26 protein-coding genes, 1 tRNA gene and 1 pseudogene are annotated in these 26,674 nt (G+C 61.0%); 16 read left to right on the forward strand and 12 right to left on the reverse strand.

The features are described 5' to 3' along the window. Positions 1-9 precede the first annotated feature (9 nt). From F506_RS00540 to lpxC, 5 genes are all read left to right on the forward strand, one after another. A complete protein-coding gene (locus F506_RS00540; RefSeq protein ID WP_053194787.1) occupies positions 10-783 on the forward strand; it encodes a cell division protein FtsQ/DivIB in 774 nt (257 codons plus the stop codon). Positions 784-793: 10 nt separating this feature from the next. After that, the gene (gene ftsA / locus F506_RS00545) at positions 794-2,026 is read left to right on the forward strand and encodes a cell division protein FtsA (protein WP_007878109.1); all 1,233 of its coding nucleotides are present in this window, start codon (positions 794-796) and stop codon (positions 2,024-2,026) included. A 135-nt stretch (positions 2,027-2,161) separates the two neighbouring features. Continuing rightward, entirely contained in the window at positions 2,162-3,358 is a 1,197-nt protein-coding gene (ftsZ, locus tag F506_RS00550) for a cell division protein FtsZ (RefSeq protein WP_053194788.1), read from the forward strand. A 161-nt stretch (positions 3,359-3,519) separates the two neighbouring features. Next, positions 3,520-4,026: a peroxiredoxin gene (locus F506_RS00555; RefSeq protein ID WP_053194790.1), complete on the forward strand. Its 507-nt coding sequence runs from the start codon at positions 3,520-3,522 to the stop codon at positions 4,024-4,026. 160 nt (positions 4,027-4,186) lie between these two features. Further along, a complete protein-coding gene (gene lpxC / locus F506_RS00560; protein ID WP_016835715.1) occupies positions 4,187-5,122 on the forward strand; it encodes a UDP-3-O-acyl-N-acetylglucosamine deacetylase in 936 nt (311 codons plus the stop codon). 139 nt (positions 5,123-5,261) lie between these two features. On the opposite strand, the gene F506_RS00565 is transcribed toward lpxC, so the two are convergent. After that, positions 5,262-5,771, reverse strand: coding sequence for a DciA family protein (locus F506_RS00565; RefSeq protein WP_053194793.1), 510 nt, complete (start codon positions 5,769-5,771; stop codon positions 5,262-5,264). Positions 5,772-5,824: 53 nt separating this feature from the next. On the opposite strand from F506_RS00565, the gene F506_RS00570 reads away from it, so the two are divergent. The 7 genes from F506_RS00570 to F506_RS00605 all read left to right on the forward strand — a co-directional run bounded on the left by F506_RS00570 (position 5,825) and on the right by F506_RS00605 (position 13,951). After that, positions 5,825-6,799 carry a M23 family metallopeptidase gene (locus F506_RS00570; protein ID WP_053194795.1) on the forward strand — a complete coding sequence of 325 codons (975 nt, stop codon included), beginning with the start codon at positions 5,825-5,827 and terminating at the stop codon, positions 6,797-6,799. 292 nt (positions 6,800-7,091) lie between these two features. Continuing rightward, the gene (gene secA / locus F506_RS00575) at positions 7,092-9,863 is read left to right on the forward strand and encodes a preprotein translocase subunit SecA (protein WP_053194797.1); all 2,772 of its coding nucleotides are present in this window, start codon (positions 7,092-7,094) and stop codon (positions 9,861-9,863) included. Positions 9,864-10,026: 163 nt separating this feature from the next. After that, the gene (gene sugE, locus F506_RS00580; RefSeq protein WP_053194798.1) at positions 10,027-10,347 is read left to right on the forward strand and encodes a quaternary ammonium compound efflux SMR transporter SugE; all 321 of its coding nucleotides are present in this window, start codon (positions 10,027-10,029) and stop codon (positions 10,345-10,347) included. A gap of 4 nt (positions 10,348-10,351) precedes the next feature. Further along, positions 10,352-11,107, forward strand: a complete 756-nt coding sequence (locus F506_RS00585) for a DUF2272 domain-containing protein (RefSeq protein ID WP_235471314.1) — start codon at positions 10,352-10,354, stop codon at positions 11,105-11,107. Between the two features lie 77 nt (positions 11,108-11,184). After that, entirely contained in the window at positions 11,185-12,420 is a 1,236-nt protein-coding gene (gene argJ, locus F506_RS00590) for a bifunctional glutamate N-acetyltransferase/amino-acid acetyltransferase ArgJ (RefSeq protein WP_053194800.1), read from the forward strand. Positions 12,421-12,659: 239 nt separating this feature from the next. Further along, positions 12,660-13,535, forward strand: coding sequence for an ATP-binding protein (locus F506_RS00600; protein ID WP_053194804.1), 876 nt, complete (start codon positions 12,660-12,662; stop codon positions 13,533-13,535). Beyond that, positions 13,535-13,951 carry an NUDIX domain-containing protein gene (locus tag F506_RS00605; protein ID WP_053194806.1) on the forward strand — a complete coding sequence of 139 codons (417 nt, stop codon included), beginning with the start codon at positions 13,535-13,537 and terminating at the stop codon, positions 13,949-13,951. Before F506_RS00600 ends, F506_RS00605 begins: the two co-directional genes overlap by 1 nt. A gap of 15 nt (positions 13,952-13,966) precedes the next feature. On the opposite strand, the gene yacG is transcribed toward F506_RS00605, so the two are convergent. From yacG to ispB, 9 genes and pseudogenes are all read right to left on the reverse strand, one after another. Next, positions 13,967-14,155 carry a DNA gyrase inhibitor YacG gene (yacG, locus tag F506_RS00610; RefSeq protein ID WP_053194808.1) on the reverse strand — a complete coding sequence of 63 codons (189 nt, stop codon included), beginning with the start codon at positions 14,153-14,155 and terminating at the stop codon, positions 13,967-13,969. A gap of 66 nt (positions 14,156-14,221) precedes the next feature. Next, on the reverse strand, positions 14,222-14,977 hold the full coding sequence (zapD, locus tag F506_RS00615; protein ID WP_053194809.1) for a cell division protein ZapD: 756 nt from the start codon (positions 14,975-14,977) through the stop codon (positions 14,222-14,224). Between the two features lie 142 nt (positions 14,978-15,119). Further along, positions 15,120-15,770: a dephospho-CoA kinase gene (gene coaE, locus F506_RS00620; RefSeq protein ID WP_053194810.1), complete on the reverse strand. Its 651-nt coding sequence runs from the start codon at positions 15,768-15,770 to the stop codon at positions 15,120-15,122. After that, positions 15,770-16,636 (reverse strand): prepilin peptidase, encoded by an 867-nt coding sequence (locus F506_RS00625; protein WP_053194812.1) that lies wholly within the window; start codon positions 16,634-16,636, stop codon positions 15,770-15,772. The genes coaE and F506_RS00625 overlap by 1 nt, the downstream gene beginning before the upstream one ends. Continuing rightward, the gene (locus F506_RS00630) at positions 16,636-17,838 is read right to left on the reverse strand and encodes a type II secretion system F family protein (protein ID WP_053194814.1); all 1,203 of its coding nucleotides are present in this window, start codon (positions 17,836-17,838) and stop codon (positions 16,636-16,638) included. Before F506_RS00630 ends, F506_RS00625 begins: the two co-directional genes overlap by 1 nt. Before the next feature lie 22 nt (positions 17,839-17,860). Continuing rightward, a pseudogene (locus tag F506_RS00635) lies at positions 17,861-19,033 on the reverse strand (ATPase, T2SS/T4P/T4SS family); the annotation flags it as partial. Between the two features lie 174 nt (positions 19,034-19,207). Beyond that, positions 19,208-20,506: an HlyC/CorC family transporter gene (locus F506_RS00640; RefSeq protein WP_053194816.1), complete on the reverse strand. Its 1,299-nt coding sequence runs from the start codon at positions 20,504-20,506 to the stop codon at positions 19,208-19,210. 164 nt (positions 20,507-20,670) lie between these two features. After that, a tRNA-Pro gene (locus F506_RS00645) sits at positions 20,671-20,747 on the reverse strand. Between the two features lie 20 nt (positions 20,748-20,767). Then, positions 20,768-21,757, reverse strand: coding sequence for an octaprenyl diphosphate synthase (gene ispB, locus F506_RS00650; protein ID WP_053194818.1), 990 nt, complete (start codon positions 21,755-21,757; stop codon positions 20,768-20,770). A 270-nt stretch (positions 21,758-22,027) separates the two neighbouring features. On the opposite strand from ispB, the gene rplU reads away from it, so the two are divergent. The 4 genes from rplU (at position 22,028) to proB (ending at position 25,359) form a co-directional block, all read left to right on the forward strand. After that, complete coding sequence (gene rplU / locus F506_RS00655) at positions 22,028-22,339, forward strand: 50S ribosomal protein L21 (RefSeq protein ID WP_007878066.1); 312 nt, start codon at positions 22,028-22,030, stop codon at positions 22,337-22,339. Positions 22,340-22,374: 35 nt separating this feature from the next. Then, positions 22,375-22,632 carry a 50S ribosomal protein L27 gene (gene rpmA, locus F506_RS00660; RefSeq protein WP_007878065.1) on the forward strand — a complete coding sequence of 86 codons (258 nt, stop codon included), beginning with the start codon at positions 22,375-22,377 and terminating at the stop codon, positions 22,630-22,632. A gap of 365 nt (positions 22,633-22,997) precedes the next feature. Further along, on the forward strand, positions 22,998-24,107 hold the full coding sequence (obgE, locus tag F506_RS00665; protein WP_053194820.1) for a GTPase ObgE: 1,110 nt from the start codon (positions 22,998-23,000) through the stop codon (positions 24,105-24,107). A gap of 133 nt (positions 24,108-24,240) precedes the next feature. Next, positions 24,241-25,359 carry a glutamate 5-kinase gene (proB, locus tag F506_RS00670; RefSeq protein WP_053194822.1) on the forward strand — a complete coding sequence of 373 codons (1,119 nt, stop codon included), beginning with the start codon at positions 24,241-24,243 and terminating at the stop codon, positions 25,357-25,359. Positions 25,360-25,436: 77 nt separating this feature from the next. On the opposite strand, the gene F506_RS00675 is transcribed toward proB, so the two are convergent. Both F506_RS00675 and F506_RS00680 read right to left on the reverse strand, forming a co-directional pair. After that, positions 25,437-26,003, reverse strand: coding sequence for a CNP1-like family protein (locus F506_RS00675; RefSeq protein WP_053194824.1), 567 nt, complete (start codon positions 26,001-26,003; stop codon positions 25,437-25,439). Positions 26,004-26,009: 6 nt separating this feature from the next. Further along, positions 26,010-26,609, reverse strand: coding sequence for an RNA pyrophosphohydrolase (locus F506_RS00680; RefSeq protein WP_053194825.1), 600 nt, complete (start codon positions 26,607-26,609; stop codon positions 26,010-26,012). Positions 26,610-26,674 lie beyond the last annotated feature (65 nt).

A 26,674-nucleotide genomic window follows, 5' to 3' on the forward strand; every position in this document is an offset into this window, starting at 1 on the left:
GGCGCGACCATGTGGCAAGACGTCAAGATGCTCAACGCAACCACCAACGCCCTGCTGGCGCTGGTGGCGTTGGCATTGCTGGCGTCCGGACTGTGGTGGCTGGCGCAGCGGCCGATGTTTACGCTCAGGACGATACGCGTCGAGGGCGTGGCCGAAGAACCGTTGCGTCGCGTGAATCCGCTGACGATACGCGCCAGCGCGGTGCCGCGCATCAAGGGCAATTTTTTTACCGCCGACCTCGATGCGGTGCGTGCCGCCTTCGAGTCGGTGCCGTGGGTGCGCAAGGCGATGGTGCGGCGTGAATGGCCGAACAAGCTGATCGTGACGCTGGAAGAGCATCGCGCGCTCGGCACCTGGGGCGACGACGGTCGCTTGCTGTCGGTCAAGGGCGACGTATTCACCGCCAACCTGGCGGAGGCGGAAGACGACGGCGATCTGCTGGAGTTCGACGGGCCGGCCGGCAGCGAGAAGGAAGTGGTGGCGCGCTTCGACCAGTTCCGCAACTGGTTCGCGCCGATCAAGCTGGAGCCGGAATCGGTGGCACTGTCCAATCGTTACGCGTGGACCGTCAAGCTGGACAACGGTCTCACGGTGGAACTGGGGCGCGCCGAAAGCGACGCCACGCTGAAGGAAAGAATTGCCAGGCTGGTCTCGGTTTATCCACAACTGGTGGATCGCCTGCAGGGGAAGAAGATTGAAAATGTCGACATGCGTTACCCGAACGGTCTGGCGCTGAAGGCGGATGGACTGGTACTGGCTGCATTGAACGGAAAGAAAAAATAAGCGGAACGATATGACAAAAGACGCAAAAAACCTGATCGTCGGTCTCGACATCGGCACCTCCAAAGTGGTGGCCGTGGTGGCGGAAGTATTGCAGGACGGACGTCACGAGGTGATCGGCCTGGGCCAGTCCGAATCCAAGGGGCTGAAAAAGGGCGTGGTGGTCAACATCGAAGCCACGGTCGAGTCGATCCAGCGCGCGCTGGAAGAGGCCGAGCTGATGGCCGACTGCAAGATCCGCAATGTCTACACCGGCATCGCGGGCAGCCACATCCGCAGCTTCAATTCGAGCGGCATGGTGGCGATCAAGGACAAGGAAGTCAGCGCCGCGGACGTGTCGCGCGTTATCGAAACCGCCAAGGCCGTCAACATCCCGACCGACCAGCAATTGCTGCATACCGTGCCGCAGGAATTTATTGTCGACAACCAGGAAGATGTGCGTGAACCAATCGGCATGAGCGGCATCCGACTCGAAGTGAAAGTGCACATCGTGACCGGCGCGGTGTCGGCGGTGCAGAACATTGTCAAGTGTGTACGCCGCTGCGGTCTGGAAGTATCCGACCTGATCCTGCAACCGATGGCCTCGGCCGATTCCGTACTGACGCCGGACGAACGTGAATTGGGCGTGGTGCTGGTCGACATCGGCGGCGGCACCACCGACGTGGCGGTGTTTACCGAAGGTGCGATCCGCCACACCGCAGTGATCCCGATCGCCGGCGACCAGATCACCAACGACATCGCGATGGCCTTGCGTACGCCGACCCTGGAAGCGGAAGAGATCAAGCTGCGCTACGGCGTGGCCAAGCAGATCCTGGCGGATCCGACCGAGACGCTGGAAGTGCCGGGCCTGGGTGACCGCAATCCGCGCACCCTGTCGCGCCAGGCGCTGGCGGCGGTGATCGAGCCGCGCGTCGAAGAGTTGTTTGCATTGGTGCATCAGGTGGTGCGCGAGTCGGGTTACGAAGAGGTGCTGTCGTCGGGCATCGTCCTCACCGGCGGCTCAGCGATGATGCCGGGAATGATTGAGCTGGCGGAGGACATCTTCCTCAAGCCGGCCCGCCTGGGGACGCCGGAATACAGCGGCCAGTTGGCCGACGTGGTGCGCAGTCCACGATATTCCACCGTATTGGGGTTGTTGTTGGAAGCGAAAAAGCAGTATCTGCGCGGGTACATCGTGACCCGCCAGGAAGGTTCGGTAAAGGCAATCTGGCAGCGTATGAAGGAATGGTTTTTAGGTAATTTTTAAGCAGTCGCAGCATTCAATTGGTTTTTTAGTTATTCAGTCTTCGGATCAGCAACACGCAGTTCTCAGTTGCTAGTCGTCACACCGCGTGATGCCTATCAACTGCAAGCTGCACATACATATATTTAAGGAGTCATCATGGAAATAGATATGCTCGACAATGCCACTCTCGGCACGATCATCAAGGTCGTGGGCGTGGGCGGCGCAGGCGGCAACGCGGTGCAGCACATGATCAACAAGGGCGTGTCCGGCGTTGAGTTCATTGCAGCCAATACCGATGCGCAAGCATTGAAAATGTCGAAGGCCGACAACGTCATCCAGATCGGTGAAACCGGCCTGGGTGCAGGCATGCAGCCGCAAGTCGGCCGCCGCCTGGCGGAAGAAACCCGTTCGCGCATCGAAGATGCGCTGCGCGGCGCGCACATGGTGTTCATCGCCGCAGGCATGGGCGGCGGCACCGGCACCGGCGCTGCGCCGGTGGTGGCCGAAGTCGCCAAGTCGCTGGGTGCACTGACTGTCGCCGTGGTCTCGAAGCCGTTCTCGTACGAAGGCCAGAAGTGCATGGACATCGCCGACCAGGGTCTGGAAGAACTGGCGCAGCATGTCGATTCGCTGATCATCATCCTCAACGAAAAGCTGGAAGAGATCTATGAGGACGACAGCATGATCGAATGGCTGGGCCATGCGGACGACGTGCTGAACAACGCCGTTGCCGGTATCGCCGAGATCATCAACGTGCCTGGCCACATCAACGTCGACTTCAACGACGTCAAGACCATCATGGGCGAGCAGGGCAAGGCCATGATGGGTACGGCCACCGCTTCCGGCGTGGATCGCGCCCGCGTCGCGGCGGAGCAGGCAGTGGCATCGCCGCTGCTCGACGGCATCGACCTGTCCGGCGCGCGCGGCGTGCTGGTCAACGTGACCGCCAGCCGCAACCTGAAGGGCAAGGAAATCAAGGAAGTCATGGCGACCGTGCGTGCTTTCGCCGCTCCCGATGCATCGATCGCGCAAGGCATCGCGTACGACGACGGCATGGGCGACGACATCCGCGTGACCGTGGTGGCGACCGGCCTGGGCCGCAGCCGCAAGTCGGTGCAACTGGTGCAGACCCCGATGCTGCGCACCGGCACTCACAATGAACCGATGATGGCCGGTACCGGCACCATGAACAACGGTGTCAACGGCGGCGCGCAAACCGGCGCTGCTTTCGGCGGCATGAAGGCGCCGGCGGTATGGCGTCGCGAGTCGGCTTCCGACACCGTGCGCGCGCTGGAAAAGAATGGCATGGAAACGTATGACATTCCGGCGTTCCTGCGCAAGCAAGCCGACTAAGCAGCATCAGGCCCCGGTTGCCGCCTGTTTCCGCGGGCAGCAACCGATGGCATAAACAGGCATACTATCGCCTGCGCGCCGCGCCTCCTGGCGCGGCGTTTTTTTGCCTGTTTTTTCATGGCACTCCGTATTCCCGAATTACTCACAAGAAGGAAATCATCATGACCATCAAAGTTGGCGATCGCCTGCCGGAAGGCGCCCTGGCTGAATTCATCGAGACCGAAACCGAAGGCTGCTCGCTCGGCCCGAACACGTTCAAGGTGTCCGATCTGGTCAAGGGCAAGAAAATCGCGCTGTTCGCGCTGCCGGGCGCATTCACGCCGACCTGTTCGGCCAAGCACGTGCCGGGCTACATCCAGCACGCGGCAGAGTTCAAGGCCAAGGGCGTCGATGAAATCTGGTGCATCTCGGTCAACGACGCGTTCGTGATGGGCGCGTGGGGCCGCGATCAGAAAGCCGGCGGCGCCGTGCGCATGCTGGCCGACGGCAGCGCCACCCTGACCAAGGCGCTGGGCCTGGAATTCGACCTGACCGAAAAGGGCATGGGCGTGCGCTCGCAGCGTTACTCGATGCTGGTCGAAGACGGCGTGGTCAAGCAACTGAACCTGGAAGCGCCAGGCAAGTTCGAAGTGTCGAACGCCGAGACCTTGCTGGGCCAGTTGGGCTGATCTGCCGTTCCAGGCACCCCGAGGCCTGACCGGAAAGGCGCGGAGGGCGGTCCGAAAGGGCTGCTCCCGCGCCTTTTACGTTTTTTTGCAGTGCGGAATTTTTTTGCAACAGTGCGCAAGCCGGCAGCAGGCCGGATGGCATCTTGGCTATAATGTCGGGATGTTAAAACAGCGCACCATCAAGAATCTCGTCCAGACCGTCGGCGTCGGTTTGCATTCCGGCACCAAGGTCGAACTGACCCTGCGTCCGGCGGCGGTCGACACCGGCATCATCTTCCGTCGCGTCGATCTCGATCCTGTCGTGGAGTTTCCTGCGTCGGCCACCGGCGTGGGCGATACCCGCATGGCGTCGGTGCTGTCGAAGGACGGTGCGCGCGTTTCGACGGTTGAGCATCTGTTGTCGGCCTGCGCCGGCCTCGGCATCGACAATCTCTACATCGACCTGACCGCAGAAGAAATCCCGATCATGGACGGCTCGGCGTCGTCGTTCGTATTCCTGCTGCAACAAGCGGGTTTGCAAGAGCAGAACGCCGCCAAGAAATTCATCCGCGTGAAAAAGCCCGTGGAAGTGCGCGAAGGCGAGGGCGCCAAGGAGAAATGGGCGCGGCTGGAACCGTACAACGGCTTCAAGCTCAAGTTTTTCATCGAATTCAACCATCCCGCAGTGGACGGCACCGGCCAGACCGCCGAAGTCGATTTCGCCATCGAGTCCTACGTCAAGGAAATCGCCCGCGCACGCACCTTCGGTTTCATGCAGGACGTGGAGACTTTGCGCGGCATGGGACTGGCGCGCGGCGGCTCGTTCGAGAACGCGATCGTCATGGACGAATACCGCATCCTCAACGCCGACGGCTTGCGTTACGAGAATGAATTCGTGCGCCACAAGATCCTCGACGCCATCGGCGATCTGTACCTGATCGGCCATCCGCTGCTGGCCAGCTACAATGCCCACAAGTCCGGCCACGGCATGAACAACCAGTTGTTGCGCGCCTTGCTGGATCAGCCGGATGCCTATGACATCGTGACGTTCGACACGCTGGAGTCGGCGCCGCAGACGTATGTCATGCAGGCCAAGCAGGAGTGGGCGCTTAACTGAGCCGTTGGCCGCCAAGCCGCCCGGCGAGGCGACCGCCTATTCAATGAGGTCTTGATCAGGCGTCCCCGCACTTCCCTGCAACCCGCCGCCGTTCTTTCGCCAGAGCAAGAACAAGGCCGGGTTTCTTTCGGTTCTCTTCCTATTTGACGCCGGTGTTGCGGCGTACCATGTTCGCCAGTGCAGCCTTCAAGGCCTGATTCTGCGGCGAGTCTTCGAGAGCGTCGTTGAGCTCGGCGAATGACGACACCGCCAGGCTTGGCAAAGTCAGTTGGCGGCGCGGCGGTGGCGGCACCACGTAATTCTTGCCAACTTGTACTTTGATGCGGATTGCATTAACCTGCCATCCATCCTGGATGAGGCGTTCTTGCAATTTCGGCAATTGTTGCTTGAGCTTGGTTGCCAGCGCTGCGTTGGGCATGCTCAGCACCAGTTGCCCGCCTTCGAAATTCATGACGTCGCACGATTTGAAAATAGCCGGCAGAATCGCTGCACAACTTTTTTGCAGCGACGCCATGCGGGTAATGGCTGGCATCAGTGTCGCCATCGCATTATCCGCCCGCAAGAAATCTGTCGCGTCCCGCGGCCTGCGCATCAACTGCGCGGCCGAAGGGCCACGGCGATAAGGGGTAAATGTGGAGGGATACTTCATCTTTAAACCTTATCACATCTCCTCTCGTGCGGAGGAGGGACTAGGGAGTAAAGATGCAAATTATTCTGCTGCACCCGCGCTTCACGCGCGCTCGGTCGGTCACACTGACGTCGAAGCATGTGGTCGCGGTGCTGTTGTTCCTGGTGGTGAGTATCGCAGCCTCGGCTGCGGGCCTGTCGTATCTGGTGCTGCGCCACGCCTCCGACAGCGACAGTTCTCCGATGCTGCACAAGCTGATGGTCTCGATGACGCAGCAGGAAGACGACCGCAAGGACAAATACCTCAAGGAAAACCTCGCCGTCATGGCGGTCAAGCTCGGTGAAATGCAAGCCCAGCTGATGCGTCTCGACGCGCTCGGCGAACGCGTGCAAGGTCTGGCCGGCGTACGTCCGGAAGAATTCAACTTCAAGGACAAGCCGGGCCGCGGCGGCGTCGAGACTTCATCCATCGGCGGCCCCGGCCGCGAACTCGGCATGAGCGAGCTGCAAAAAATGCTGGACGCCTTGTCGGTCGATGTCGGCCACCGGGCCGATTACATGAATGCGGTGGAGTCCACGCTGATGGGAGACAAGATCAAGTCGCGCCTGTTGCCGACCAATCCGCCGGTCAATGTGGCCTACAACTCGTCGAGCTTCGGCTGGCGTCTTGATCCGTTCACCGGGCATAACGCGTTCCACGAGGGGCTCGATTTCCCGGCCTCGACCGGCACGTCCATCGTCGCGGCAGCAGCCGGCGTGGTGATCGCGGCGGAATATCATTACCAGTTCGGCAACATGCTGGAAATCGACCACGGCAACGACATCATCACGCGCTATGCACACGCCTCGCAGCTGTTCGTGAAGGTGGGCGACATCGTCAGGCGCGGCCAGCACGTGGCTGACATCGGCACGACCGGCCGCTCCACCGGACCGCATTTGCATTTCGAAGTGCGCATCCGCGGCGTGGCGCAGGATCCGCGCAAATTCCTCGCCCTCGGCAGTCCGGGCGGCGGCCCCAGGGCGGCGCCGGTGTTCGTGGCCGGGCGCTGATCCGGCCGCACTGCGCCGGACATATTGAATCTTTGCGTCCCAGCCCAATCTATTGACAGTATTTCAGCGCACGCATCCCGGTGCGCTGCGGCGGTTGCAAAACATTGCATGTTGGAAACCACTTGGCCCGCGATGATGGCGGCCAAGCTTCACCGGCGTGTCTGTGCCCGGCGGGAACACTGTCGTGGGGCGCTTGCATGCTAGAATTCACGGTTTATCAGCCTCATTCCGGTTCCGTGCGGGCAAAACTGCCGCGCAGAGTCATTTTTCGGCGCTTTTTTAGAATCCAAGCATGTCATTACTGACCCAGATTTTCGGTAGCCGCAATCAGCGGTTGCTCAAACAATATCAAAAAATTGTCCGTCAAATCAATGCGCTCGAAGCGGACATCGAGAAACTGTCGGATGCCGAGCTGCAAGCCAAGACGCCGGAGTTCAAGCAGCGCGTGGCCGCCGGAACCAAGCTCGACGACATCCTGCCCGAAGCCTTCGCGGTCTGCCGCGAGGCCAGCAAGCGCGTGCTCAAGATGCGCCACTTCGACGTCCAGCTGATCGGCGGCATGGTGCTGCACTTCGGCAAGATCGCCGAAATGCGCACCGGTGAAGGCAAGACCCTGATGGCGACACTGCCGGCCTATCTGAACGCCTTGTCGGGCAAGGGCGTGCATGTGGTCACCGTCAACGATTACCTGGCGCAGCGCGATGCCGAATGGATGGGCAAGCTGTACGGCTGGCTCGGCCTGACGACCGGCATCAACCTGTCGCAGATGGAGCACGACCTCAAGCAGGGCGCGTATGCGTCCGACATCACCTACGGCACCAACAACGAATTCGGTTTCGACTACCTGCGCGACAACATGGTGTTCGATGCGGGCGATCGCGTGCAGCGCGGTCTGAATTTCGCCATCGTCGATGAAGTCGACTCGATCCTGATCGACGAAGCGCGCACCCCGCTGATCATTTCCGGCCAGGCCGAGAACCACACCGACCTGTACCACAAGATCAACGGCGTGCCGCCGCTGCTGACACTGCAGATCGGTGAAGAGACTCCCGACGGCAAGGGCAAGGTCGAAGTCCCGGGCGACTACACCAAGGACGAAAAGGGCCATCAGGTCCTGCTGACCGAAGCCGGTCACGAGCGCGCCGAACAAATCCTGACCAGCATGGGGCTGCTGCCGGAAGGCGCTTCGCTGTACGACGCTTCCAACATCTCGCTGGTGCATCACCTGTACGCCGCCCTGCGCGCCCACACGCTGTATCACAAGGATCAGCAATACGTGGTGCAGAACGGCGAAGTCGTGATCGTCGATGAATTCACCGGCCGCCTGATGACGGGTCGCCGCTGGTCTGACGGCCTGCACCAGGCCGTTGAAGCCAAGGAAGGCGTCAAGATCCAGAACGAGAACCAGACGCTGGCCTCGATCACCTTCCAGAACTATTTCCGCATGTACGGCAAGCTGTCCGGCATGACCGGTACCGCCGACACCGAAGCTTATGAATTCCAGGAAATCTACAACCTGGAAACCGTGGTGATCCCCCCCAACCGTCCAAGCGCCCGCAAGGATCGCCAGGATCAGGTCTACAAGACATCGCAAGAGAAGTACATGGCGATGGTCAAGGATATCCAGGACTGCTACGAGCGCGGCCAGCCGGTATTGGTCGGCACCACCTCGATCGAAAACTCCGAGCTGCTGTCGGGCATCCTGAACCAGTCCAAGCTGCCGCATAACGTCCTCAACGCCAAGCAGCACGCGCGCGAAGCGGAAATCATCGCGCAGGCCGGCCGTCCCAAGATGATCACGATCGCCACTAACATGGCCGGTCGCGGCACCGACATCGTGCTGGGCGGCAATGTCGAGAAGCAGATCCAGATCATCGAAGCCGACGCATCCCTGTCGGATGCCGACAAGGCGGCGCAAGCGCAAAAGCTGAACGACGAGTGGCAGTCGTTGCACGACCACGTGGTCGGCGCCGGCGGCCTGCACATCATCGGTACCGAACGCCACGAGTCGCGTCGCGTCGACAATCAGCTGCGCGGCCGCTCCGGTCGCCAGGGCGATCCGGGCTCCTCGCGTTTCTATCTGTCGCTGGACGACGCGCTGCTGCGCATCTTCGCCGGCGATCGCGTGCGCGCCATCATGGACCGTCTGAAGATGCCCGAGGGTGAGCCGATTGAAGCCGGCATCGTCTCGCGCTCGATCGAATCGGCGCAGCGCAAGGTGGAAGCGCGCAACTTCGACATCCGCAAGCAATTGCTGGAATACGACGACGTCGCCAACGACCAGCGCAAGGTGATCTATCAGCAGCGCAACGAGTTGCTGGAAGCCGCCGAAATGGAAGAAATGATCACTTCGCTGCGCGAAGGCGTGTTCACCGAAGCGTTCCGCACCCACGTACCGGAAGAGTCGGTTGAAGAGCAATGGGACATCCCGGCGCTGGAAGCCGCCCTCAGCAACGAATGGCAGCTGGACGTGCCGCTCACCGCCATCCTGGAAGCCGAGCCCAACCTGACCGACGAAGAGTTGCTCGAGCGCGTCCTGGCCGCAGCGGCATCGGCATACAAGACCAAGGTCGACGTGGTTGGCGCCGAAGCGTTCAGCGGTTTCGAGCGCAGCGTCATGCTGCAGAGCATCGACAGCCACTGGCGTGAGCATCTGGCGGCACTGGATCATCTGCGCCAGGGTATTCATCTGCGTGGCTATGCGCAAAAGAATCCGAAGCAAGAGTACAAGCGCGAAGCCTTCGAACTGTTCGCCCAGATGCTCGACCTGATCAAGAACGAAGTGATCAAGATCGTCATGACGGTGCGCATTGAAAGCCGTGAAGCCATCGAAGAAGCCGAAGAAAACCTGGCGCAGTCGCACGTCGAAAACGTGCATTACCAGCATGCCGACTTCGACGCCAATGCGGCGCCGGAAGAACTGCTGGCGCCGACCGCGAACGCCGCTTCCGACGATCAGGGCCAGCAGCCGCTGGTCAACGGTCTGCCGAAGGTCGGCCGTAACGATCCATGTCCGTGCGGCAGCGGCAAGAAGTACAAGCAATGCCACGGCAAGCTGGCTTAAGCAGGGCAACCTGGCAATAGCCGTCGCCGAGCCGCTCCGGATTCCGGAGCGGCTTTTTCTTTTGTTCGCCTGCCATGTGCATCGATGGCCGGCGCCGCGCGCGGACGACCGCGCAGCGGATTCCATCGATGGGGACGGCCCCGCAGCATAAAGGAAATAGGCGATGGCCTGGATCATTCTGGTATTGGCGGGTTTGTTTGAAGTGGCGTGGGCGGTCGGGCTGAAGTACACCGACGGCTTCACGCGTTTGTTGCCGAGCGTGGCGACACTGGCCGCGATGGTCGTCAGCGTGGGTTTGCTGGCGTTGGCGGTAAAGACACTGCCGCTCAGCACCGCCTATGCCATCTGGACCGGCATCGGCGCTGTCGGTGCGGTCGTGCTCGGCATCGTACTGTTCCACGAATCGGCGTCGCCGGCGCGGCTGGCCTGCCTGGCGCTGATCATCGTCGGCATCATCGGTTTGAAAGTGGTCTCGCCGGAATGACAACATGACAAAGAAAGCAACAATGCGTTTCCCGACAGCTTCGTTCCGCTTCCTTGCGGTCACGGCTTTGCTGCTGACGCTGGCTGCTTGCGGTAGCGCACCTGTATCGGCGCCGGCGGTTTCGGCGTTGGCGCTGCGCCAGGATGCCCCGCCGCGCGCCGCCTTGCTGGCGGCGGCTGAAACCGAATGGTCGTTTTTCGATCGCCAGCAAATCGACATGCGCGGTGAAGTCCTGAGTGCGCCACGTTTGGGCTTGCTGGAAGATGAAGGCGAAGCGGTGCAGCGCGTCGGCATGTACTGGCAGTCGGTGGGCAAGTCCTTCACCGGCGCGGACACCCAGCAGGCCTGGTCGGCGGCGTTCATTTCCTACCTGATGCAGGCGGCGGGGATTTCTTCGGACGACTTCCTGCCCAGCGACGTGCACTTCAATTACCTGAGCTATCTCAAGGCGCGCCAGAGCCTTCCGGCGCCGCTGTTCGTGCTGCGTCCGGCGGCCACCGAGCCGATTGCGCCGGGCGACCTGATCTGCGCACCGCGCGACACCAACCAGGCCGCCACGCTCGACGATATTCGCCCCGGCTTGCCGGGGCATTGCGATCTTGTCTACGAAATCCATCCCGAGCGCGGCTGGGCCGGCGTGATCGGCGGCAATGTTTTCAATTCGGTGTCGGAGTCGCTGATCCCCATCGACGCCAATGCACGCCTGTTGCCGCTGGCGCGGCGGCCGTGGTTCGTGGTCGCCAAGAATCTGATGCCATAAAATATTGCCGTCATCCGATCCGATTACAATAACGCTCTCCCGCATTTCCTTTCACCTTTAACGCTGACTAGACAACCATGGCCGTCAATTCTCCTCTTCCCGTTTCCGCCGATCTGAAACCCGTTGCCGGCATCGAGCTGGGCTACGCCGAAGCCGGCGTGCGCAAGGCCAACCGCAAGGATTTGCTGGTCATGAAGCTGGCGCCGGGCGCCACCATCGCCGGCGTGTTCACGCTCAACCGTTTTTGCGCCGCACCGGTGCAAGTCTGCAAGACGCATCTGGAGCAAGCCACCGACGCCGCGCCGATTCGTGCCCTGGTGATCAACACCGGCAACGCCAACGCCGGCACCGGCGAAGAAGGCCTGGCGCGCGCCAACGCCACCTGCGCCGAACTGGCCGGCCTGCTCGGCGTGAAGCCGGAGCAAGTGCTGCCGTTCTCCACCGGTGTCATCCTCGAACCCCTGCCGGTCGAGCGCATCAAGGCCGGTTTGCCTGCAGCGATCGCCAACCTGAAGACCGACAACTGGTTCGCTGCCGCCGAATCCATCATGACCACCGATACCCAGCCGAAAGCGGCCTCACGCACGCTGACCATCGGAGGCAAGAAAGTCGTCATGACCGGCATCAGCAAGGGCGCCGGCATGATCAAGCCGAACATGGCGACCATGCTCGGTTACCTGGCGTTCGACGCCAAAGTGCCGCAGGCGCTGCTGAACCAGCTGGTCAAGGACGCCGCCGACCAGTCGTTCAACTGCATCACCATCGACGGCGACACCTCGACCAACGACTCCTTCATGCTGATCGCCACCGGCGCCGGCGAACTGGAAATCACCAGCGCCGACAGCGCCGAGTACAAGGAACTGGCCGCCGCCGTGAGCGCGCTGTCACAGAACCTCGCACACCAGATCGTGCGCGATGGCGAAGGCGCCACCAAGTTCATCGAAGTCACCGTGGAAGACGGCAAGAGCGTCGAAGAGTGCCGCAAAATCGCCTACTCCATCGGCCACTCGCCGCTGGTCAAGACCGCCTTCTTCGCGTCCGATCCGAACCTGGGACGTATCCTGGCGGCGATCGGTTACGCCGGTGTCGACGACCTCGACGTGTCGAAACTGAACCTGTATCTGGACGACGTCTGGGTCGCCAAGAACGGCGGCCGCAATCCGGACTACAAGGAAGAGGACGGCCAGCGCGTCATGAAGAAGAGCGAGATCGTGGTGCGCGTGAAGCTGGCGCGCGGCACGGCCAAGGCGTCGATCTGGACCTGTGACCTGTCCCACGACTATGTCACCATCAATGCCGACTACCGCTCCTGAATTCGCTCATAAGCTACTGCGCGGCTCAATCTCGGCGCTGCGATGCTCGCCGTACTTCAGTACGGCTGCGCTTCTCGCACCGACCTTGAGCCGCTCGCTATGCTTCTGAACGAATTCAGAGCCGGCGATTTTTTAGTTGAACGGCTTGCGGTTTTCACGAATTTTATTCACGCGGGGCGGATCGGGTTTGCGTCACAATGTGAGCTCTTGATTGCTCGATCCACTTTGCCTATTTTGTCATGACCCAATTAGATCAGTTTCTTCAGCGCGCCGAGGCCTTGCTGGCCCGTATCGAATCCATTCTGCCGCAGTCGGCGACGTCGGTGGAGTGGGACAAGGGCGTGGCGTTTCGCTGGCGCCGCCGCAACGGCAACAACGGCGGCGGTTATCTGCAGTCGGTCGGGCATATCTCCCACATCGCCTTGTCCGACCTGCATAACATCGGGCCGCAGAAGGAACAGATCGACCAGAACACCAGGCAGTTCGTCGACGGCCGTCCGGCCAACAACGTGCTGCTGACCGGTGCGCGCGGCACCGGCAAGTCTTCGCTGATCAAGGCTTGCCTGAACCAGTACGCCGATCGCGGCCTGCGCCTGATCGAGGTGGACAAGGACGACCTGCATGACCTGCCAGACATCGTCGACCTGGTCTCGGCGCGTCCGGAACGCTTCATCATCTTCTGCGACGACCTGTCCTTCGAAGAAGGCGAGAGCGGCTACAAGGCGCTCAAGGTGGCGCTCGACGGCAGCATCGCGGCGCAGTCGGACAACGTGCTGATCTACGCCACCTCCAACCGCCGCCACCTGATGCCTGAGCGCATGTCGGATAACTCGACCTACACCCACACCGATGACGGCGACCTGCATCCGGGTGAAACCGTGGAAGAAAAGATCTCCCTCTCCGAGCGTTTCGGCCTGTGGGTGACTTTTTATCCGTTCAAACAAGACGACTATCTCGAGATCGTGGCGCACTGGCTGCGTCATTTCGGCTGCGATGCCACCCAGATCGAGGCAGCCCGCGGCGACGCCCTGCGCTGGGCCCTGCAGCGCAGCTCGCGCTCGGGTCGCGTGGCCTGGCAGTTCTCCAAGGATTACGCCGGAAAGCTGAAAGCCTGATGACGCTTGCTGTCGAGACAACGCCGCCGATCGACGTTGCGGTCGGTATCCTGATGAAGCCGAATGGCGACGTCCTGCTGGGGCAGCGCCCCGAAGGCAAGCCGTATGCGGGTTATTGGGAGTTTCCCGGCGGGAAGGTCGAAGCCGGCGAGTCGGTGCTGGATGCGCTCAAGCGCGAGTTTCTGGAAGAGCTGGGCATTGAGGTGATGTCGGCCGAAGCCTGGTGCGGGGTGCAGCACATCTATCCGCACGCCCACGTGCGTTTGCATTTTTATATCAGCAGAGAATGGCGCGGTGAGCCGCAAAGCCTGGAAGGGCAAGCGTTCGCATGGCAGGGCAGCGTGGACGTCACGCCCTTGCTGCCGGCCACGATTCCCTTGATCGAGTGGATCGATAAACTCCGATTGCCGGTCTGACCGGTACGGCTTCGTCTATTGGACGGACGGGTTGTCGTCGTCCTGCTCCTGCGGCAGGTTGACGGCGGGAATCGCGTATTTTTCTTCGGCCCATGCGCCGAGATCGATTTGTTTGCAGCGTTCCGAGCAAAATGGCCGGTATTTATTCTTTTCGGTCCATTCCACCTTGGTGCCGCAAGTGGGGCAGTCTACGATTGTTGCCATAATTTCTACCTGAATCTCTTGGAACCTGTTCGCGCTATTACTGCGACGCCGTGAACATATTCTTGCTTAAAATCCGCACAGCGCCAGCTCGAACGGCACTTCGCCTTCGAAAGGCTTGGGTTTCATGTCGCCGTCCTGCGAGGTGAAGCGCACCCACAGCATGTACTTGTTGGCCGAAATCTCGGGGATTGCCCCCATTTCTTCATCGATCACCAGGCGCAGCATCTGGTAGATTTTTCCTTGCAGCATTTGCTGGTAACTTCCGCCTTCTGCGTTGATTTTGACCGGATGTCCCGATTCGCGCAGAAGCCGCATGACGATGCCGACGGCGTCGAACAAAGGCTCCAGCGGTGCAAACCAGTTGGAAATGTCGGTGAAACGCTGCTCCGCCGTGCGTTTTTGCCAGGCATAGTAGGACGGCAGGTCAAATTCGCAGGCGCCGCCCGGAATGATGGTGCGTCCGCGGATGCTCATGAGCCATTCGTTTTCGCGGATGTTCTGGCCGGTCCGGCCTTGCGAGGCCGACAGGGCGGCACTGGCGCGGTCCACTTCGCTCAGGATGGCGTTGAGCATCTCGGCTTCGACGTTCGGATTGGACTGGTAGGCCAGCAGGATTTGTTTCTGGCGTTCCAGTTCCTGCAGCAGATCGGATTTGAGGTCGGCGCGTCCAGCCACTTCGAGCATCTCGAAAATGGTGGAGAGGGCGACATGATGTTGCAGCGGGCTTTCCTGATGCAGGAAGAACACGAACTTCTCGTGCAAATCCTCCAACCGCAACAGCGTGCGAATACGCTCGTTGAAAGGGTATTCGTAAACGATCAAAGCTGCGTCCCTTTAAAGTTGAATCGGATTCGACAACACGCTTTATGAATATGTCTTCAACGATTGCAGAATATTGAAGATATGGCTGATATTGATAAAGCGCGCGTTCAATTTACGTGATTCTGACCCATGCAGAGGAAAATTACAAATGCCCATCGCGATTTGTTTTCGCCATCGACAGATAGAGCGCGTGCAGGCGCTCGATTTGCGGCAGCAACGCAGCGGCATCGCCGTTGTTTTCGATGACGTCATCGGCGGCGGCGAGCCGTTCGGCACGTGTCGCCTGGGCCGCCATGATGGCTTCGACCTGGGCGCGCGTCATGCCGTTGCGCTGCATGACGCGTGCGATCTGGACGTCTTCGCTGCAATCGACAACCAGGATGCGCGAGGTGCGCGTGCGCCATTGCTGTGACTCCACCAGCAGCGGCACCACGAAGATCAGGTAATCGCCGCGCGCCGCTTGTGCCGCGCGCGCGGTCTCGCTGCGGATCAGCGGATGCAATACCGCCTCCAGTCGTTTGCGCGCAGCGGCGTCGGCGAACACGTGGGCGCGCATGCGGGCGCGGTCCATGGCGCCGTCGGCGCCGATGAAGCTGTCGCCGAATGCCGTGCGGATGGCGTTAATGGCGACGCCGCCCGGCGTCGTCAGCTGATGGGCGATGGCGTCGGTGTCGATCAGCGCGGCGCCGCGCTCGCCGAACAGATTGGCAACCGTGGTCTTGCCGCTGCCGATACCGCCGGTCAGGCCGATGGAAAATAGTGTTGCGCCGACGCTGGAAAAAATGTCGCTCATCAATACAATCCGAATAGAAACAGGGATTTGCCGTACAGCAGCATCAGTACGCCGCCCAGCGCCAGGTAGGGGCCGAACGGAATGGTCTGGTCCTTGCCGTGCTTGCGCAGAATCACCATGCCGATGCCGACTACGGCGCCGGTGCAGGATGCCAGCACCAGGATCAGCGGCAGCGCCTGCCAGCCCAGCCAGGCGCCGAGCGCTGCCAGCAGCTTGAAGTCGCCGTAACCCATGCCTTCCTTGCCGGTGGCCAGCCTGAAGACCCAGTAAATGCTCCAGAGTACAAGATAACCGGCCGCCGCGCCTGTCACAGCATCGGCCAACGGCACGAAGGTGCCGTCGAGATTGACCAGCAGGCCCAGCCACAGCAGCGGCAGAGTCAGGCTGTCGGGCAGCAGCTGGGTGCGGGCGTCGATGAACCCCAGCGCAATCAGGAAGCAGACCAGGGCCAGCGCGGCGACGCCTTCCAGGCCGAGGCCGAAATGCCAGGCCGTCAGCGCCGACAGCAGCGCCGTGAAAATCTCCACTGCCGGATAGCGGCGCGAGATGGCCGTACCGCACGCCGCGCAGCGCCCGCGCAGCAGCAGATAACCGAGCAGCGGAATATTGTGCCGGGGCGCGATCGGCGCAGCGCAATGCGGGCAGGCCGAGCGCGGTGTCCACAGGTTGTAGCGTTCGCCGTGCGGCAGGCTGCGCCCGGCTTCGTGAGCCAGGTAGTTTTCCGCTTCGCGTTGCATCATCTGCGGCAGCCGGTGGATCACGACATTGAGGAAGCTGCCGATCAGCAGTCCCGCGCAGGCGGCCAGCGCCGCTGCTGCGGCATTGCCACTGCCGTGCATGTCGGCCAGAGTCAGCAGTTCGAACATCAGATAACAGATCCCAGTTTGAAAATAGGCAAGTACATCGCGATCACCAGGCCGCCGATGACGACGCCCAATACCAGCATGATAAAGGGTTCCATCAGCGTGGAGATGGAGGCAACCGCTTCATCGACCTCGATTTCGTAAAAATCGGCGACTTTGGCGAGCATCTGGTCAAGTGCGCCGGATTCCTCGCCGATGGCGACCATCTGTCCGACCAGCTGGGGGAACAGGCCGGTACGCTCGATCGCCCCCGCCAGGCTGGCGCCATCGCCGACGTCGCGGCCGATAGCGGCGGTGGCGTCGGCATACACTGCATTGGCAGCCGCGCCGCGCACTGACTGTAGCGCCTCGACCAGCGGAACGCCGGCGGCGAACAGCGTCGCCAGCGTGCGACTCCAGCGCGCCAACGCCGCCTTGCGCACGACGTTGCCGAACACCGGCAGCCGCAGCAGCCAGCGGTCGGCCTTCGCCTGCAAGGCCGGCGACCGGCGCCATGCCCGTAGCAGCCATGCGCCGGCGCCGCCGAGCGTGGCGGCCATCATCCACCAATACCTCGTCAGGAAATCCGAGATCGCAATCACAATCAGCGTCGGCAGCGGCAACGCGGCGCCGAAGCTGCCGAATACTTCCTTGAACGACGGCACCACCCAGATCATGATGATGGACGTCACCAGCACGGCGAAGGCCACGATGGCGACCGGATAGACCAGCGCCGCGCGCACCTTGCTGCGCGTGGCCAGGGTCTTTTCCTTGTAGTGGGCCAGGCGCGCCAGCAATTCGTCGAGCAGACCTGCCTGCTCGCCGGCCGCGACCAGGTTGCAGTACAACGCATCGAACTGACGCGGATGGCGTCCGAACGCCTGATGCAGGCCGCTGCCGCCTTCCACGTCGGCGCGCAGCCCGGCCACCAGCCGCGCCAGCGCCGGATTGGCCTGGCTGCGCGCGACGATGTCGAACGCCTGCAACAGCGGCACCCCGGCCTTGAGCATGGTCGCCAACTGACGCGTGAACAGCGCGATGTCTTTGTCGCCGATGCGCTTGTCGCGCTGCACGCTTTTCTTGCGGATCAATGTCGGCTGGATACCCTGGCGCCGCAGCGTGGCGCCGACCAGCGCCGGGCCGCCCGCGCGCATCTCGCCGCGCACGGGTCTGCCCTCGCGGTCGCGGCCTTCCCACGCGTAGAGTTCGTCGCGCGCCGCCGTCATGCCGATGCACCCGGCACGGTCGTCACAGATTGGTGCACGCGAGGATTTCCTCCAGGCTGGTCAGGCCCTCGCGCACTTTTTGCAAGCCTGCCTGGCGCAGCGTGAGCACGCCCTCGCGCACCGCCTGCGCTTCGATCTCCGGTGCTGCGGCGTGCGCCAGGATCAGGCTTTCGATGGCTTCGCTGATCGGCATGACCTGGTAAATCCCGACGCGTCCTTTGTAGCCGGTGGCGCCGCAGCGCCGGCAACCTGCGGCGCGATGCGGCGTCCAGCCGCCATTCAGGTCTGCTGTGCCGAAGCCGGCTTCGCGCAGCGTTGCTGCCGGAATGTCCGCCGGCTGTTTGCAGCCGCACAGGCGGCGCGCCAGCCGTTGCGCCGTGATCATGATCACCGACGAGGCCACGTTAAAAGCCGGCACGCCCATGTTCATCAGGCGCGTCAGCGTCGACGGCGCATCGTTGGTGTGCAGCGTGGAAAACACCAGGTGTCCGGTCTGCGCTGCCTTGACGGCGATATCGGCGGTTTCGAGATCGCGGATTTCGCCCACCATGATCACATCCGGATCCTGGCGCAGGAAGGCGCGCAGCGCGATCGGAAAGGTCAGTCCGGCGCGCTGGTTGACGTTGACCTGGTTGATGCCGGGCAGGCTGATTTCAGCCGGATCCTCGACCGTGGAAATATTGGTGCCGGGCTGATTCAGAATGCTGAGGCAGCTATACAGCGACACCGTCTTGCCCGAGCCGGTCGGCCCGGTCATCAGCACCATTCCGTAGGGACGGCGGATCGCCTGCAACAGCAATTCTTTCTGCGCGGCGTCGTAGCCGAGCGTGTCGATGCCCAGTTGCGAGCGGCTGGCGTCGAGGATGCGCATGACGATTTTTTCACCGAACAGCGTCGGCAGCGTCGACACGCGGAAATCGATGGCGCGCGTCGATGACAGCGCCAGTTTCATGCGGCCGTCCTGCGGCACGCGCTTTTCGGCGATGTCGAGGCCGGAAACGATCTTGATGTGCGAGGCCAGCTTGTCCTTCATCGACAGCGGCGGCTCGACGATGTCGCGCAACTGGCCGTCGATCCGGAAGCGGATGCGGCAATGCTTTTCAAACGGTTCGAAATGCAGGTCCGAGGCGCCGAGGTTGACGGCGTCGAGCAGGATCTTCTGCAGGTAATTGACGGCGGAAGCGTCGTCGAAGTCCGGGAAGGGCGAGGAAACAGAAGCAGGGGCGCGCTGGAGCATGGTAACGGTGCCGGCAAGAGTCGAGGGAGCGACCGGCGTTGCGCCGGCATCTCGCCTGCATCGTCGTATCGCATCGGAAGTGAGTCCGAAGCGATCGATGATGCGGCTTGCGTACCGCCTTGTAAATCGTAGCTATTCGGCTTTCGGCGTTTTTGCAGAGGCCGGCGCGAACAGCTTGACCACCTTGATGGCCTGGTTCTGCACCTGGACGATCTCGATGATGCAGCCGGCGATGCGCACCGACACGTTGGCTTCGGGGATGTCGCGCAGCCATTCCAGCAGCAGGCCGTTGAGCGTCTTGGGGCCGTCCAGCGGCAGGCTCAGGCCCAGGCGCTTGTTGATGTCGCGCAAAGTGGTGGCGCCTTCCAGCAGGCATTCACCGTCCTTGTTCCAGGCGAAACTGTCGGCGCGCGCGGCGCCCGGCACCGAGGTGGTGAACTCGCCGATCATTTCTTCGATGATGTCTTCCAGCGTCACCAGGCCCTGCACCTCGCCGTATTCGTCGACGATGATGCCGAGGCGTTCGTGGTTTTCCTGAAAGTACTGCAGCTGGGTGAAGACGTCGGTGTCCTGCGGGATGAAATACGGGGCGCTCAGCAGTGCGCGAATTTCCTCACTGGTGATCTCCTCGTCCTGGCTGAACAGCATGATCGCCTTGCGCACGTGCAGGATGCCGACGATCTGGTTGATTTCGCCTTCGTAGACCGGCAGCTTGTTGTGATAGCAGGTCGCCAGCTGGTTGCGGATTTCGTCGATGGAGACCGACAGGTTGAGCGCCTCGACCTGGGCGCGCGGTGTCATGACGTCTTCCACCGAAATCTTCTCGAGGTCGAACAGGTTCAGCAGGATGCTCTTGTGTTTTTGCGGAATGAAGTTGCCGCCCTCGAGCACGATTGAGCGTAACTCTTCCGGCGACAGGCGCTGATCGTGGGAGCGGCCGCTGGCCTTGATGTGGATGATGCGCAGGATCGTCGACACGACGATGTTGACCGCCCACAGCAGTGGCTTGGCCAGCGCCATCAGCGGCTTCAGGATGTAGCTGGTGAACAGCGAGATGCGTTCCGGATAGGTCGCGCCGATGATCTTTGGCACGATTTCGGCAAAGATGATCAGCAGGCCGGCCACGCAGGCGGTGGCCAGGGTGATGACTTTTTCGTGGTTGCCGAAGGCGGCGATCGCCAGCGCCGTGACCAGCGCCGTCGCCAGTGCATTGATCAGCGTATTGGCGATCAGGATCAGCGACAGCAGGCGGTCGGTACGCTCAAGCAGCCACAGCAGGGCGATGGCGCGCCTGTTGCCATGCTTGGCCAGATGCCTGAGGCGATGCCGGTTGGCGGCCATCAGGGCAGTCTCGGTCATCGAAAAGAATGCCGAGCAAAGAATCAGAAGTGCCAGTGCAAGAATTTGCACCCATATGGGCACGGTATCCAAAGGGTCACCGTAAGGGAAGTTGATGTGTCCGCCTGCTCCGGCGACGGGTACAAGCCCGGTCCATGACGCAAACGAAGCTGGATTCTAACATCAATTCAGAGGGGGACAGAGGGGGCGAGGCCTGGTGCCGGATGAAAAACACGGACCTTGAAACACGGGAAACCTGGTCGGGGTGAGAGGATTCGAACCTCCGGCCTCTACGTCCCGAACGTAGCGCTCTACCGGGCTAAGCTACACCCCGACGGTGTGTGTCATCGTTGATCAGTGATTGCGGTCAACGGCGAATGTCGATAATTCTAGCAAAGAATTTTTGTACTTGCTATCGGGCAGCGACTGTACCGCGTCGGCTGCGCGGCGTGCCGCTTTTTGCGCTTCCTGGCGGGTGTAATCGAGCGCGCCCGAGCTCGTGATGGCGGCCAGGATCTGGTCGAAATGCTGCTCGTCGCCGTTCTCGATACAGGTGCGCACCAGCTCGCGTTGTTCGGCCGTGCCGTTTTCCATCAGATAGATCAGCGGCAGCGTCGGTTTGCCTTCGCGCAGGTCATCGCCGACGTTCTTGCCGATTTCGGCCGCATTGCCGGAATAGTCCAGCACGTCGTCGATCAGCTGGAATGCGGTGCCCAGCGAGCGGCCGTATTCGCCGGCCGCTTCGATGCCGGCTTCGTCGGCGCCGGAGATCAGTGCACCCAGTTGGGCGGCAGCCTCAAACAATTTGGCCGTCTTGGAACGGATCACGCGCAGGTAATCTTCTTCGTTGACGTCCGGGTTGTGCATGTTGAGCAACTGCAGCACTTCGCCTTCGGCGATCACATTGGTGGCGTCGGCGACGATTTGCATGACGCGGGCGTTGCCCACGGCCACCATCATCTGGAAGGCGCGCGAATACAGGAAATCGCCCACCAGCACGGACGCGGCATTTCCGAACAGCGCGTTGGCGGTTTCCTTGCCGCGGCGCAATGACGATTCGTCAACAACGTCGTCGTGCAGCAGGGTGGCGGTGTGAATGAACTCGATCACGGCCGCCAGCGAATGGTGGGCTGTACCTTTATAGGCGTAGGCATTGGCGATCAGCAGCACCAAGACCGGCCGGATGCGCTTGCCGCCGGCGCTGATGATGTACTCGGACACCTGATTGACCAGCGGGACTTCGGAATAAAGTTGCCGGCGGATAACGGTATTGACCTCGCCCATGTCGGCAGCTATCGGGTCAATGAAGGAATTGGGCGTAGCGGTTTGGAGAGCGGCGGACAAGGCTGAACCTGTGAAAAATCAAGATTGCCGTGATTATACGATGACAAAGACGCCGCCACGTACCGTCGCGCCTGTTTCGAATTGTGCTTTTTCCTCTGGGAAATTGCCGTATTGCCATTTTCGTCAGATGTTGCACACGAAAGTCAAGAGCTTTTGACGAGCAGGCTAAGTCTATGTATAATTGGAGGTTTTCCCGATTCAAAAGCCGCTTCTCTGGGGTTTCGCAGAGGGGGAAGAAAATTTATTCATTCATTTTCGATGAGGTTTCACATGTACGCGGTCATAAAAACCGGCGGCAAACAATATAAAGTTGCCGCTGGTGAAAAACTTAAAGTAGAACAGATACCGGCAGACATTGGCTCCCAAATCACTTTGGATCAAGTGCTCGCAGTGGGCGCAGGCGATACCGTGAAATTCGGTGCGCCATTGGTCGAGGGTGCAACGGTGCTGGTTACTGTCATAGCGCAAGGTCGTCATGACAAGGTCAAGATCTTCAAGATGCGTCGTCGTAAGCATTACCAGAAGCGTCAAGGCCATCGCCAGAACTACACCGAACTGCAAATCGTCTCGATCAACGCTTAAAAGCGTAGGTCAAACTAGATACAAGGAGTCATTAAATGGCACATAAAAAAGGCGGCGGCACTACGCGCAACGGCCGTGATTCAGAGTCGAAACGACTCGGCGTCAAGGTCTATGGCGGCCAAGCGATCAACGCTGGCGGCATCATCATTCGTCAACGCGGCACCAAGGTCCATCCTGGTGAAAACGTCGGCATGGGCAAGGACCACACTCTGTTCGCATTGACAGAAGGTAAAGTCCAGTTCGTGATCAAGGGCGTTGCGAAGCGTCAGTACGTTACTGTTGTTGCAGCTTAAGTTCTACTTGAGTCCTGCACATTAGTGACTACATGAGGCGCAAGCCTTAGTAAAAGTTGTTTAAGGCTCTGCCTCTGGTGGAGCCTTTTTTAGTTTCTAGCTGTCTGTTTTTGTTTTCATCCTGCAGCGCGCAGGCCTGCCGTCCGGTGTGACCAGCGGCGTGGCTGACGCGACTGTACTTGTAGCTCCAGGAATCTCTGCCTGAGCTACCCGTGTTCCGATGTCATGGCCCGTGCGGTTTTCTCCCTGGCGCCGCCGTCGTTCGGACACTGTCTCCGGCGAACGGTCTTCATTCATGCCTACCGCTTGCCCGGCTAAGTTTATTTTAAGCAGAGCTTCTTACTTTTAAGTTAGCGGTAACAATCATGAAGTTTATCGACGAAGCAAAGATCGAACTGATCGCGGGCGATGGCGGCAACGGCGTCGCCAGTTTTTGCCGTGAAAAATTCCGTCCGTTCGGTGGTCCCGACGGCGGCGACGGCGGCAAGGGCGGCAGCATCTGGGCCGTCGCCGACCGTAACGTCAACACCCTGATCGACTATCGCTATTCCAAGCTGCACAAGGCGCGCAACGGCGAAAACGGCCGCGGCTCGGATTGCTACGGCAAGGGCGCCGACGATATTTTCCTGCGCATGCCGGTGGGCACGCTGATCGTCGACCACAACACCGGCGAACACATTGCCGATCTGACCGAACACGAGCAGGTCGTGCTGCTGGCGCAAGGCGGCGAAGGCGGCTGGGGCAACATCCATTTCAAGACTTCCACCAACCGCGCCCCGCGTCAAAAGACCGAAGGCAAGGAAGGCCAGCGCCGCGAACTGCGCCTGGAGCTGAAGGTATTGGCCGACGTCGGCCTGCTGGGCATGCCCAACGCCGGCAAGTCGACCTTCATCTCGGCCGTGTCCAACGCGCGCCCGAAGATCGCCGATTACCCGTTTACCACCTTGCATCCGAATCTGGGCGTGGTGCGCGTGAGCCATGAAAAGAGCTTCGTGATCGCCGACATTCCGGGCCTGATCGAAGGTGCGGCCGATGGCGCCGGCCTGGGCGTGCAGTTCCTGCGCCACTTGCAGCGCACGGGTTTGCTGTTGCATATCGTCGATCTGGCGCCGTTTGAAGATACCGTTGATCCGGTCAAGGAAGCCAAGGCCATCGTCAAGGAATTGCAAAAGTACGACGACTCCCTGTTCGACAAGCCGCGCTGGCTGGTGCTCAACAAGCTCGATGTGGTGCCGGAAGCGGACCGCAAGAAGCGCGTCAAGGACTTCGTCAAGCGTTTCGGCTGGAAGGGCCCGGTGTTTGAAATCTCCGCGCTGACCCGCGACGGTTGCGAAGACCTGATCACTGAAATCTACGGCTACCTGGAAACCAAGCGTCACCAGGAACATCGTTCCGAAGAAACCCAGATGACCGAAGAAGCGCGCGGCATTTCATCGATCGATCCGGACGATCCGCGTTTCAAGGTGATCGACTGATCACCTGCCGGTAAATCACGCAGTAAATCGCGCAGTAAATCGTTTACTATCTTGTTCTCGATGCATGTCCGTCGACACCTGCGGTGCGGCGGACATTTGAATTTTACGGCCCGGCCGATCTTCCTCTAACAACATGCATTCCGTCATACAACAAGCCAAGCGGCTGATCATCAAAGTCGGTTCATCGCTCGTGACCAACGATGGCAAGGGGCTCGACAGCGCCGCCATCGCCATGTGGGCCGAGCAGATCGCGCACTTGCGCACGCTCGGCAAGGAAGTGGTGCTGGTCAGCTCCGGCGCGATCGCCGAGGGCATGCAGCGTCTCGGCTTCGATCGCCGCCCGACCGGCGTGCATGAATTGCAGGCCTGCGCCGCCGTCGGCCAGATGGGCCTGGCGCAGATCTACGAAACCAGTTTCCGCGCGCATCAGCTCGGCACGGCGCAGGTGCTGCTCACGCACGCCGACCTGGCTGATCGCGAACGTTACCTCAACGCGCGCTCGACTTTATTTACGCTGTTGCGCTTCGGCGTGGTGCCGATCATCAACGAGAACGATACCGTCGTCACCGATGAAATCAAATTCGGCGACAACGATACGCTCGGCGCGCTTGTGGCCAACCTGATCGAAGCCGACGCCCTGATCATCCTGACCGACCAGCGCGGCCTGTACACGGCTGATCCGCGTCGCGATCCCGATGCCCAGTTCGTGCATGAAGCCAAGGCCGGCGATCTGTCGCTAGAAGCGATGGCAGGCGGCGCCGGCAGCGGCATCGGCCGCGGCGGCATGCTCACCAAAATCCTGGCGGCCAAGCGCGCCGCCACCTCGGGCGCGCACACCGTGATTGCCTGGGGGCGTGAAGAGCGCGTACTGAGCCGGCTCGCCGCCGGCGAAGCCATCGGTACGCAATTGACGGCGCAAACTGCGCAACTGACCGCCCGCAAGCAATGGATGGCCGATCATTTGCAGACCGCCGGCCGCGTGGTGTTGGACGACGGCGCCGTGCAGAAGCTCACGGCCGAAGGCAAGTCGCTGCTGCCAATCGGCGTCACCGAAGTGGCCGGCGAATTCGGCCGCGGCGATGTCATCACTTGCGTCGATGCAAGCGGCAAGCCTGTCGCGCGCGGCATCAGCAATTACGCCAGCTCGGACGCACGCCGCATCGTGCGCCATCCTTCTTCGGAAATCCTGTCCATCCTCGGCTTCGTGGAAGAGTCCGAACTGATCCATCGCGACAATCTGGTGCTGCTTTAAGCGAGGCTAAAAGTTGGCCGAAAAAAAGGGGCGCAGTGTTCAACTGTGCCCCTTTTTGCATTCTGCCTTGTCAGGACTTACTCTTTGGCGGGATCGATCGGTCGATTTTCACGCAGGCGGTTGCTGATTTTTCTCAGGTCGCCGGCCAGCATGCCGATTTGGCAGAAATAGCTCTTGTAGAGCGCCGCGTCCTGGCGATTGGCGCCGGCGTCCTTGATCCGTATCCATTTGTCGTGACGCGAACGCGACCAGCTGCCGTCACTGCGGCCAAAGGCGTATTGCTTGATCTCGTAAGTTTCGCAGCGAATGCCCGAATAAATGACATTGGTCGCGCCGCCGCTGCTCTTGGTCACCATGATGTAGCGCACCACGTTGTCGCTGCCGATGCTCAGCGACTTGAGGTCGACATAGGATTTGGAGGTCGTGGTCGGACCGACATAGAATTCGGCAAGATTCTCCGGCAGCGGCGCCGGAGGCAGCTGCACGGCGATCTCTTGCCATGGCTTTTCTTCATCGTCGAATTCTTCGTCGAAGTTGCCCATCTGCTGAGCAAAACCGAGCGTGGCCGAACACAGCAGCACACCTGCCGCCAGTCTGCGGACAAGTCGGGGTGAGGCAAAGGTATTCCAGAAGCGTTGGGGCATGAAGATTCACTTGGTGGTGGGCGGGGGCGGAGTAGCGGAGCCGCAAGGGTCTGCTTGCTGGGCGCTGCCGGGATGGTCGGATGGTGCTTGCTCTTTCCTGGCGGCGGAGTCGGGGCGGCGATGCCCGGCATGCGGCCGCGCCAGGAAACGCGACAGCTCCTTGAGCGCCTGCTGATAGACGTCGCGCTTGAACTCGATGACCACGTCCAGCGGCACCCAATAGTCGTGCCAGCGCCAGGCGTCGAACTCAGGATGCGAGGTCAATCGCAGGTTGACGTCGCAATCGCGGCCGACCATGCGCAGCAGGAACCAGATCTGCTTTTGCCCGCGATAATGGCCGCGGATTTCACGCTTGATGAAATGATCGGGCACCTCATAGCGCAGCCAGTCGCGCGTGCGACCGATGATCTTGACGTGTTCCGCCTTCAGGCCGATTTCTTCTTCGAGTTCGCGAAACATCGCCTGTTCGGGAGTTTCGCCATGTTTGATTCCGCCTTGTGGAAATTGCCACGAATGTTCTCTAACCCGCTTGCCCCACCAGACTTCATTCTGGGCATTGAGCAGGATGATGCCGACGTTCGGGCGGAAGCCTTCTCGATCCAGCATGGTGTACCTCAAAACTTTCTGCGGCAGGGCGTCCTCTCTTGCCCTATCCGGCCTCCGCTGGCAAT

Origin of the sequence: Herbaspirillum hiltneri N3 (genome assembly GCF_001267925.1) — a bacterium.
Lineage (GTDB): Bacteria > Pseudomonadota > Gammaproteobacteria > Burkholderiales > Burkholderiaceae_D > Herbaspirillum > Herbaspirillum hiltneri.

Bases quoted from the DNA above. Each gene is read 5' to 3' on its own strand.
- F506_RS00540 (WP_053194787.1), top strand. From the start codon at position 10: ATGTGGCAAGACGTCAAGATGCTCAACGCAACCACCAACGCCCTGCTG.
- ftsA (WP_007878109.1), top strand. From the start codon at position 794: ATGACAAAAGACGCAAAAAACCTGATCGTCGGTCTCGACATCGGCACC.
- ftsZ (WP_053194788.1), top strand. From the start codon at position 2,162: ATGGAAATAGATATGCTCGACAATGCCACTCTCGGCACGATCATCAAG.
- F506_RS00555 (WP_053194790.1), top strand. From the start codon at position 3,520: ATGACCATCAAAGTTGGCGATCGCCTGCCGGAAGGCGCCCTGGCTGAA.
- lpxC (WP_016835715.1), top strand. From the start codon at position 4,187: ATGTTAAAACAGCGCACCATCAAGAATCTCGTCCAGACCGTCGGCGTC.
- F506_RS00565 (WP_053194793.1), bottom strand. From the start codon at position 5,771: ATGAAGTATCCCTCCACATTTACCCCTTATCGCCGTGGCCCTTCGGCC.
- F506_RS00570 (WP_053194795.1), top strand. From the start codon at position 5,825: ATGCAAATTATTCTGCTGCACCCGCGCTTCACGCGCGCTCGGTCGGTC.
- secA (WP_053194797.1), top strand. From the start codon at position 7,092: ATGTCATTACTGACCCAGATTTTCGGTAGCCGCAATCAGCGGTTGCTC.
- sugE (WP_053194798.1), top strand. From the start codon at position 10,027: ATGGCCTGGATCATTCTGGTATTGGCGGGTTTGTTTGAAGTGGCGTGG.
- F506_RS00585 (WP_235471314.1), top strand. From the start codon at position 10,352: ATGACAAAGAAAGCAACAATGCGTTTCCCGACAGCTTCGTTCCGCTTC.
- argJ (WP_053194800.1), top strand. From the start codon at position 11,185: ATGGCCGTCAATTCTCCTCTTCCCGTTTCCGCCGATCTGAAACCCGTT.
- F506_RS00600 (WP_053194804.1), top strand. From the start codon at position 12,660: ATGACCCAATTAGATCAGTTTCTTCAGCGCGCCGAGGCCTTGCTGGCC.
- F506_RS00605 (WP_053194806.1), top strand. From the start codon at position 13,535: ATGACGCTTGCTGTCGAGACAACGCCGCCGATCGACGTTGCGGTCGGT.
- yacG (WP_053194808.1), bottom strand. From the start codon at position 14,155: ATGGCAACAATCGTAGACTGCCCCACTTGCGGCACCAAGGTGGAATGG.
- coaE (WP_053194810.1), bottom strand. From the start codon at position 15,770: ATGAGCGACATTTTTTCCAGCGTCGGCGCAACACTATTTTCCATCGGC.
- F506_RS00625 (WP_053194812.1), bottom strand. From the start codon at position 16,636: ATGTTCGAACTGCTGACTCTGGCCGACATGCACGGCAGTGGCAATGCC.
- F506_RS00630 (WP_053194814.1), bottom strand. From the start codon at position 17,838: ATGACGGCGGCGCGCGACGAACTCTACGCGTGGGAAGGCCGCGACCGC.
- rplU (WP_007878066.1), top strand. From the start codon at position 22,028: ATGTACGCGGTCATAAAAACCGGCGGCAAACAATATAAAGTTGCCGCT.
- rpmA (WP_007878065.1), top strand. From the start codon at position 22,375: ATGGCACATAAAAAAGGCGGCGGCACTACGCGCAACGGCCGTGATTCA.
- obgE (WP_053194820.1), top strand. From the start codon at position 22,998: ATGAAGTTTATCGACGAAGCAAAGATCGAACTGATCGCGGGCGATGGC.
- proB (WP_053194822.1), top strand. From the start codon at position 24,241: ATGCATTCCGTCATACAACAAGCCAAGCGGCTGATCATCAAAGTCGGT.
- F506_RS00675 (WP_053194824.1), bottom strand. From the start codon at position 26,003: ATGCCCCAACGCTTCTGGAATACCTTTGCCTCACCCCGACTTGTCCGC.
- F506_RS00680 (WP_053194825.1), bottom strand. From the start codon at position 26,609: ATGCTGGATCGAGAAGGCTTCCGCCCGAACGTCGGCATCATCCTGCTC.